Origin of the sequence: Stenotrophomonas sp. 278 (assembly GCF_003935715.1) — a bacterium.
GTDB classification, from domain to species: domain Bacteria; phylum Pseudomonadota; class Gammaproteobacteria; order Xanthomonadales; family Xanthomonadaceae; genus Stenotrophomonas; species Stenotrophomonas maltophilia_AH.
The window spans coordinates 1-7,635 of sequence record NZ_RHPP01000171.1 but is presented as its reverse complement, the minus strand read 5'-3'; the positions used below and the strand labels follow the sequence as shown (position 1 = coordinate 7,635).

Annotated in this window: 4 protein-coding genes; all 4 read right to left on the bottom strand. The window is 67.1% G+C overall.

Features of this window, described 5'->3' with window-relative positions:
- Positions 1–1,487: phospholipase C, phosphocholine-specific (locus EGJ34_RS19315; RefSeq protein ID WP_125362075.1), on the bottom strand; the 1,487-nt coding region annotated here is incomplete at its 3' end.
- Positions 1,484–3,844 carry a TonB-dependent receptor gene (locus tag EGJ34_RS19310; RefSeq protein WP_125362074.1) on the bottom strand — a complete coding sequence of 787 codons (2,361 nt, stop codon included), beginning with the start codon at positions 3,842–3,844 and terminating at the stop codon, positions 1,484–1,486. The genes EGJ34_RS19310 and EGJ34_RS19315, both read right to left, overlap by 4 nt.
- Positions 3,845–3,950: 106 nt before the next feature.
- The gene (locus EGJ34_RS19305; RefSeq protein WP_125362073.1) at positions 3,951–7,028 is read right to left on the bottom strand and encodes an efflux RND transporter permease subunit; all 3,078 of its coding nucleotides are present in this window, start codon (positions 7,026–7,028) and stop codon (positions 3,951–3,953) included.
- The coding region (locus tag EGJ34_RS19300) for an efflux RND transporter periplasmic adaptor subunit (RefSeq protein ID WP_125362072.1) at positions 7,025–7,635 on the bottom strand (611 nt) is incomplete at its 5' end. The genes EGJ34_RS19305 and EGJ34_RS19300, both read right to left, overlap by 4 nt.

Here is a 7,635-nt window from a genome sequence, read left to right as displayed (position 1 = left end):
GGCACGGTTCGCCCGGGCAGCGCGGCGGCGCGGGCAGCGGTCTCAGCGGTGGCCGGCAACGTGCCCACGAACGGACGCTCGTCGGTGCGCAAGAAATCAAACGCAGCAGTCAGATCACCACACACCGCGCGCCGCCAGGGTGACAGCTGCGGTGCAGACACCCCGAAGCGGCGTTCGATCAAGCGGATGACTGAGGTGTGGTCGTACACCTGCGAGTCCACCCAGCCACCGCGGCTCCACGGTGAAATCACGTACAACGGCACGCGCGGGCCCAGGCCATACGGCCTCCCGCGCAGATCGAGCGGGTCGGATTTCTCGTTGCCCGGTGAGGCATGCTGGTGATACTCGCCTTCTGTGGACACCGCCGAGGCCCCCGCCCATCCGCCGGGCCGCGAGGCATCAGCCGAAGGCGGGGCCGGCGGCGGCATGTGGTCGAAGAACCCGTCGTTCTCGTCGAACATCAGAAGCAGTGCGGTGCGGCTCCAGACCTCCGGATTCGCGGTCAAGGCATCCAGCACGCGTGCGGTATACGCTGCCCCCTGCGCCGGACTGGACGGTCCGGGATGCTCGCTGCCGGCGGCATCGGCAATGATGAAGCTCACCTGTGGCAGTCGGCTCCGCTGCACGTCCTCGCGCAGCTGGGCCAGACCGCGCGTGGTCACGCCACGGTCGCGCAGTTGTGCATCATGCCCGGGCGCGTCGCGCCAGGCCTGGCGGAAGGTCTCGAACCCGGCCAGCGGGTTGTCGGTGAAGTTGTCGGCCATGTCCTGGTAGATGCGCCAGTCCACGCCGGCCTGCTGCAGCTGCTCCACGTAGGTGGCCCAGGTGTAGCTGTCCGGATTGCCGCCCAGTTCGGGGAAGTTGTCGTGCGAGTTCGCCACCGCCGGTCCGCCGTGGCGCGCGTGCGGGTCATTGTGTCCGGTCCACAGGAACAGGCGGTTCGGGTTGGTGCCGGCCTGCATCGCGCAGTGGTAGGCATCGCAGACGGTGAACGCCTCGGCGAGCGCGAACTGGAATGGCAAATCGGCACGACGGTAATACCCCATCGCGTGATCCTGCTTGGCTACCGGCCAGTGCGCCATGCGCCCGTGATCCCAGGCGCGCTGTGCATCGGGCCAGGTATGCGGCGTACCCTCAACCCGCATGACCCCGAATCGCGCAGCCGTGTCCAATGGGAACGGTGCGATTCCGCGTGTGCCGGCGGCGTTGGGCTGCAGCCACAGCGTACGCGCCGGCTGTCCCGCTGCCAGTGGCGCTGCGGGTGCGACGAAACGGTCGCCAAAGCCGCGCACCCCCGGCAGCGTACCGAAGTAGTGGTCGAACGAGCGGTTCTCCTGCATGAACACCACGATGTGCTGCAGGTCCTGCAGGCTGCGGGTGCGCGCATCGGGCGCGATGGCCGCGGCCCGCGCGATGCTGGGCATCAGCGCGGCGATGCCGGCGCTGATGCCCCCCTTCAGCAGTCGACGACGACCGATATCGGTCACAGGTCAACCCGTACCGAGAAGCCGACGGTACGCGGTGCGCCGATGAAAGCCGAGTTGCTGCCATCCACGCCGGCCAGGTATTTGCGGTCGGTCAGGTTGTTGACCACGATGCTCGCGCCCACGCCCTTCAGCTTCGGCGACAGTGTCTGCAGGTCAAAGCCGATGTTGGCGTTGAACACCGTGGCCGACGACAGCTTCGCGCTGTTGGACGCGTCGAGATAGCGCTCGCCGAGGTAGCGGCCGGACAGACCGAAGTTCCAGTTCTCGCCCTGCCAGTCGGCCGACATCACCAGCATGTGGCGCGGCTGACCGATCACCTGCGCACCGTCCACGATGCCCAGCGCGGCGTCGCGGTCGGCATTGCCACTGCCCAGGTACTTGGAACGGTTCCAGGTATAGGCCCCGTTGATGCGCCAGCCGTTGTCCCAGCCGTAGCCAAGTGCGGCTTCCACGCCGTTGCTTTCCACGCCACCGAAGTTCTCGTACACGCCATCGGTTTCATCCAGATAGTCGATGCCATCGGCCAGGCGCGCCGGCAGATAGACGATGCGGTTGTCGAACTTGATCTTGTACAGGGTGATCGAACCGGTCAAGGGCCAGCGGCTGATGCGCAGGCCGAGCTCGATGTTGTCGGCGGTTTCAGGCTCTACCCGGGCGAAGCGCTGGGGATCGGTCTCCCCCAGCACGCCGGACGGAATGGCGGCGAAGTTCTGCGAGAAGCCGGCGAACATTTCCAGCCCCTCCCCTGGCAGCATCCAGGTTCCGCCGGCGGAGATCAGCGGGTCGGACTTCGAATCCGAACGGACGTTCTCGGCCGCGCCGATGGTGCGGTGACGGGTCTGGTCGACGAAGAACTGCTTCACGCCGACACGGGCGCTGAACGCGCCGAAGCGGGCCACGTCCTCGACGTAGTACATCTGCTCGTCGGTGCTGTAATCATCTTCGAACTGCACCCAGTACGGCTGCTGGTCGAAGCCGATGTCGGTACCCACGTTGAGCAGGCGGTGCCAGTCGCGGCGCGCGGTACGGTCGAACTTCTCCAGCCAGAGACCGGCGCGGACCGTGTTGTTCACTGGCCCAAGTTCCTGCGTCCATTCGACATCGGCGGTGACGCCGGCGCGGTCGTTGTCGTAGTGGGTGTGGCGGTAGGACTGCACACCCTGCACGTTGGCGGCATAGCAGTTGGGGTCGTACTCGGCGCTGAAACCCGCGCGCGGGGTGCAGCCGGCGATCATCTGCGCGGCGCTGCCGTCCGGATTGACGAAATAGAACTGGCCCAGCGCGCTGCCACCGTAGCTGGTGCTGCCGCCCAGGTATTCCGACTCCGGTGCGCCGGCACCGTCGTTGCGTGCCTGCACGAGGTACGGCGGCAGCCAGTCGCCGCGACCTTCCATCTTGTGCATGTAGCCGCTCAGGGTGGCCTTGAAGCCGTTGCCGCTGTCGAACGCGCCGCGCAGGTAGGCGAAGGTGTTCTCGCGCAGCGCGCGCGAACCAGAGCGGTAGTTCTGGTCCAGGTTGGGAATGCCGGTGAGCGTGCCGGTCAGGCCGTCGCGGCTGGGGTTGGTGGCAAAGGCGGCCGGGGTGACGCTGGTGTACTCCGGCTCGTCGGCGTCGTTGTATGAGGCATAGCCGCTCAGGGTCCAGCGGTCGAGCTCGGTGATGAACTTCGCAGCCACGTGGTCATTGCTGGTCTTGCCGCTGCCGTCAATCCAGTCGCTGACCCGTGCCGACGAGGCGCTGATCCAGGCGCGGGTGTGCCCGCCGAGCACGCCGGTGTCATAGCGCACGTAGTACTTGCGCATGTCGTTGTCACCGGCCCCGACCACCATGCGCAGGCGCTGCTCGCTGAGCGGATCACTGGTGAGGAAGTTCAGGGTGCCACCAAGTGCCTCGTTGGAGCGCGAAGAGATGTCCGCCGTACCTTGGCTGACCTCGATGGTTTCCAGGTCGAGCGTGTCGATGTAACGGTTGGCCAGCGATCCACCGCCGTAGCCGGAGCCACCGTTGGGCAAACCATCAACGGTGGTGCCGATCTGCTGTGTGTCACGGTTGGTGACGAAGCCACGCATGCTGATCTGCGTGCCCCATACCGATGAGCCGGTGGCGTCTGCTTCGCTGACAACGACACCGGGCAGTTCATTGAGAGCGCCATTGACGCTGCCGATGATCTGCTGGCGCTGCAGGGTCTCCTGGCTGACGCTGGTTTTGGCGTAGCTGGTGGCCTGACCGATCACCTGCACCTGGTCCAGCGTGCGCGCATCGTCAACGGGGGCATTCTCGGCCGCCAGTACGTCCAGCGCGGCGGTGAGGGTCAGGGCCAGCAGGGTGATGCGGGGAACACGTCCGGCAATGCGCATGGGGTCTCAGTGGGGGATGGAAGACGCGCCGGAGTATCGACAGCGCGGGTGACTTCCACATGACACTGTGCTCCAGTGGAGGTCTCGAACCTCCGTCGGCAGCCCCTCACTCGCCCGCCGCGTGCGAATGATGCGAGGAGCGATGGCGGAACTTCCGCGAGAGCCATTCGCCCACGTCATCCACTACGGTGAAAGCGGCCGGGATCACGATCAGGCTGAGCAGCGTGGAGGTGATCAGACCACCGATGACCGCAATGGCCATCGGCGCGCGGAAGCTGGAGTCGCCGGCAAAACCCAGCGCGATCGGCATCATGCCGGCACCCATCGCCAGCGTGGTCATGATGATCGGCTGTGCGCGCTTGCGGCAGGCATCGATCAGTGCATCATGCTGGCTCATGCCCTGCTCGTCCTCGGCCATTACCGCGTAGTCCACCAGCAGGATGGAGTTCTTGGTGGCGATGCCGATCAGCATCAGCAGGCCGATCAGCGCCGGTAGCGAGAGCATGTTCTGGGTGATCAGCAGCGCACCGAATGCACCGCCGGCGCACAGCGGCACCGCCGCCAGGATGGTGACCGGCATCAGCGCATGATTGAACAGCAGCAACAGCACCATGTAGATGCAGATCAGGCCAGCCGCCATCGCCAGCAGGAAGCCGATGAACAGCTCCACGAACACCTCGGCATCGCCGGTGTTGAGGAAGGTGACGCCGGGTGGCAGCTTCTTCACCGTGGGCAGCGCCTGCAGCTCGGTCATCACTTCACCCAGCGGGCGACCGTTGAGCTCGGCGGTGAGGGTGACGTTGCGCTGGCGCTGATAGCGCGAGATCTGGGACGGACCGCTGCCCGGCTGGATGTCGGCCACCGCGGCCAGCGGCACCGGGCCGTCACGACCGGGCACGCGCAACTGGTGCACCAGCGACGGGTTGGCCAGATCGGCTTCGGCAAAGCCGACCCGGATCGGCACCTGCCGGTCAGGCAGGTTGAGCTTGGCCAGGCGTTGTTCGTAGTCACCGGCGGTGGCGATGCGAGCCGCTTCGGCGATGTCCGCCGTGGCCACGCCCAGGTCGGCGGCGCGCGCCGGGTTGGGCACGATCTGGATTTCCGGGCGCAGCAGCGACGCGGTGGAGGTCACGCTGCCCAGTCCCTGGATGCCGCGCAGGTCGCGTTCCAACGCGGTGGAAGCGTCCTGCAGGCGCTGCGGGTCGTCGCCGGAAAGCACCAGCTGCAGCAGGTTGCCCGGCTCGGAGCTGACATAGCTCACGCGCACGCCGGGCAGGTCAGCCAGGCGCTTGCGCGCTTCGCGCTCCAGCACGCGCTGATCGCGGTCACGGTCGTCGGCCAGTCCCCAATCCAGCACCAGCGTGGCTTTGCGCGGCTCGCCCACGCCCGTGGCGCTGGGGTCGCCCAGATCGAGCACGCTGCCGACCGCGGTGTAGACCTGCTTCAGTTCGGGCATGTCCTTGAGCAGCGCGCGCGCCTGTTCGGCCACCGCCACGGTTTCCTGCAGGCGTGTACCCGGCGGCAGTTCCAGGCTGAGGTTGCTGCGGCCCAGGTCGGACTGCGGGATGAAGGTGGCCGGGATCAGCGGCACCAGTGCCAGCGAGGCCACGAACAGACCGGTCGCCAGCCACAGGGTACGGCCGCGATGGCGCAGTGCCGCGTCGACCCAGCCCAGGTACCAGGTCATCAGTTTCGACTCGGGCTTCTCCTCGCCGTGCGGCTTGAGCAGGTAGGCCGCCATCATCGGGGTCAGCAGACGCGCGACCAGCAGCGAGAACAGCACCGCCGTGGCCGCGGTCCAGCCAAACTCGCGGAAGAACTTGCCGGCGATGCCGGGCATGAACGCCACCGGGATGAACACCGCCGCCAGGGTGAGCGAGGTGGCGATCACTGCGTTGCCGATCTCGCCGGCGGCCTCACGCGCTGCTTCCAGCGGGGGCTTGCCCATGCGCAGGTGGCGCACGATGTTCTCGATTTCCACGATCGCATCGTCGACCAGAATGCCGACCACCACCGACAACGCCAGCAGGGTGATCATGTTCAGGGTGAAGCCGAAGAAGTACATCACCGCGAAGGTGGGAATGATCGACAACGGCAGCGCCAACGCCGATACCCAGGTGGCGCGCCAGTCGCGCAGGAACAGCCATACCACCAGCAGCGCCAGCAACGCGCCCTCGTACAGCATGGTCATCGACGAATCGTATGAGCGGTGCGTCTCATCAATGGCGGTGGTGACCAGCTTGAAGTCGATGCCGGGGTGTTCGGCCTTGATCCTGTCCAGCGCCTCGTGCACGCCGGCTTCCACCTTCACTTCGCTGGAGCCACGCGTGCGCGACATCGAGAACGCGACCACCTCCTCGCCATCCAGCAGCGCGGCTTCGGTCGGGTCAGCGGCAGCGTCCGTCACCTTGGCCAGCGTGGACAACCGCACCGAGCGGCCATCCGGCAGGGCAATGGAGTAGTCACGCAGCGCCTGCGCATCGGCTACCGTACCCAGGGTACGGATGGTCTGCTGCGCACCTTCGATCTCGGCCTTGCCGCCGGCGCGCTCGACCTGGATGCGCGCCAGCTGCTGCGAGACATCACCGGCGGTGATGCCCATGGCGATCAGCGCGTTCGGGTCCAGGTCGACCCGCACCTGGCGCTGCACGCCGCCCACCCGGGTGACCCGGGCCACGCCCGGCACGCCATACATGGCGCGAGAGATGTCGCGGTCGACGAACCAGCTGGCTTCGTCCGGGGTCATGTGCGGCGCGACCAGGGCGTAGGTCATCAGCGAACCGCCGATATCCACCTTGGAGATCACCGGTTCCTGGATGTCCTGCGGCAGGTCGGTGCGGATGCGCGTGACCGCGTCGCGGGTGTCGTCCAGCGCGGTGGCCAGGTCGGCTTCCAGCTGGAACTCGATCGTGGTGGTGCTGACGCCTTCGCTGACCGAGGAGATCACGCGCTTGACGTTGTTCACCGTGGCGACGGAATCTTCCACCTTGCGGGTGACCTCCGCTTCCAGCTGGCTGGGCGACGCGCCCGGCTGGGTCACGGTGACCGTGGTCATCGGGAAGGCGATGTCCGGGAAGCGCGCCACCGGCAGCTGGTGGAAACCCCACAGGCCGGCCACGCACAGCACGAAGAAGATCAGCAGGGCGGGTAACGGGCGCTTGATCGCCCAGGCGGAGAAATTCATTGCGCGGTCGCCTTCTTGGCAGCGCTGGCGTCTACCACGCGCACGCGGTCGCCTTCACCCAGGAAGCCCGCCCCGTCCACCACCACCTTGTCGCCGGCCTTCAGCCCTTCCAGGATTGCGGTGCGGCCCTGCAGTGCCTGGCCGGTGCGCACGCGATGACGGGTGGCCTGCTGCTTGTCGCTGACGCTGAACACATAGCTGTGTCCGTCGCGCTGCACGATGGCCGCGGTCGGAATGGTGAGCACTTCGCCGTCGCCGGTGACGATGCGGCCTTCGACATAGACGCCCTGCTTCAACGTGCCCGGTTCGGGCAGGTCGGCGTAGACAGTGCCGGTGCGGGTCTGCGCGTCCACGCCCGGGGTGACCGCGCGGATGCGGCCGGTGATGGTCTGCCCGCCATACGGCAACTGCACCGGATTGCCGACCGCCACGCCGGTGAGCTGATCCTCCGGCAGTTCGGCACGCCATTCCAGGCGACCATCGCGGATCAGGCGCAGCAGTTCGGTGCCAGCCGACACCACCTGGCCCGGCTGCACCAGCCGCTTCGAGATCAGGCCGTCGGCCGGGGCGCGCAGGTCGGCGAAGTCGCGGCGCGGCTGCGCCGAGT